At 52.4% G+C, this 1313-nt stretch carries 1 protein-coding gene; it reads left to right on the top strand.

Going from position 1 to position 1313, the window contains the following annotated elements:
* Window positions 1-53 precede the first annotated feature (53 nt).
* Window positions 54-1276 (top strand): IS3 family transposase gene (locus ACM6IV_RS12720; protein WP_311883164.1). Its coding sequence is split into 2 segments (ribosomal slippage): window positions 54-405 and window positions 405-1276, totalling 1224 coding nucleotides; the frame shifts between segments, so codons are not numbered across the junction.
* Window positions 1277-1313 lie beyond the last annotated feature (37 nt).

Here is a 1313-nt window from a genome sequence, read left to right as displayed (position 1 = left end):
TGTCTCGTCCTGAATAAGGTTTACACCTTCTGACCCACTCTCAGGAGGGAGTAATGAATTCAGGAAAGAGGCGCAGTCAGCGTGATTACACGCGGACCTTTAAATTGTCGGTCGTCGATCAGGTCGAAAAAGGCGAGTTGAGTTATAAAGAGGCTCAAGAGCGCTATGGCATTCAGGGTAAATCGACCGTACTGAACTGGTTACGCAGGCATGGTCGGCAGGACTGGAGTCAAGGCGCGTCCATTCGCTCCAAGAGACCCCGTTCCATGGATGAGCCCGATAAACCACTGACACCCGAACAGCGAATCAAAGAGCTTGAAGAAAAGCTGGCCCAAGCCAACCAGAAAGCTCAGTTTTTCGAAGCTGTCGTTGATGTTTTAAAGAACGACTTCGGAGTTTCTGTCGTAAAAAAGCGATCCGGCAAGTCCTCTCCCAAGGGCAGATCCAAGACCTGAGCATTAGTCGGGCTTGCCAGTTCATGGGGATTTCCCGTCAGGCTTATTACAAGCGCAACCGGGCGTGTGATGCCCGGGCCCGTCATGCCCAGGAAGTGATGGGATTCGTGAGGGAGAAACGACTTAGGCAACCGCGCCTTGGCACCCGAAAACTTCACAATCTGATGCACACTGAGCCAGAAGTGTCCGTAAAGGTCGGTCGAGACCGGTTATTCGATATCTTGCGAGATCGGCGCGAGCTGGTTCCCCGCAGACGGGCCTATCACAAAACGACAGATAGCCATCATCGCTTTCGCCGGCATCCAAACCTGCTTAAAGATGGGCCGATTCAGGTAGTTGCCAAGGCGCCAGAGCAAGTATGGGTTGCGGACATCACCTACTTACCGACGCAAACGGGTGTGGCTTATCTGAGTTTGATCACCGATGCGTACTCCCGAAAAATCGTGGGGCACCATGTCCATGAAAGCTTGCACACCGAATCGGTGATCCAGGCGTTCAACAAAGCCCTCAAGCAGCGGACAACGAAGCAATGTTTGGTGCATCACTCGGATAGAGGCGTCCAATACTGCTCCGAGCTTTATCAGCGGCTGCATGCCAAATACGGCATCACCTGCTCAATGACCGATGGCTACGACTGCTACCAAAACGCGTTGGCTGAGCGTGTGAACGGGATTTTGAAAAACGAGTTATTGCTGCATCGTCCCAAAAATTTTGCAGAGGCCATCCGGATGGTGGACGAGTCGGTGCAGATCTATAACAACGAGCGGCCTCATCTGTCGCTGAAATACAAAACGCCCGATGCGGTGCATCGGGCGTTTTGAGGCTGAAACAGGTGTAAACCTATTTCAGGACTAGACA

It is taken from the genome of Pseudomonas sp. IT-347P (assembly GCF_949768005.1).
In the GTDB taxonomy this organism is placed as follows: domain Bacteria; phylum Pseudomonadota; class Gammaproteobacteria; order Pseudomonadales; family Pseudomonadaceae; genus Aquipseudomonas.
This window is presented reverse-complemented; position numbering and strand designations above follow the sequence as displayed.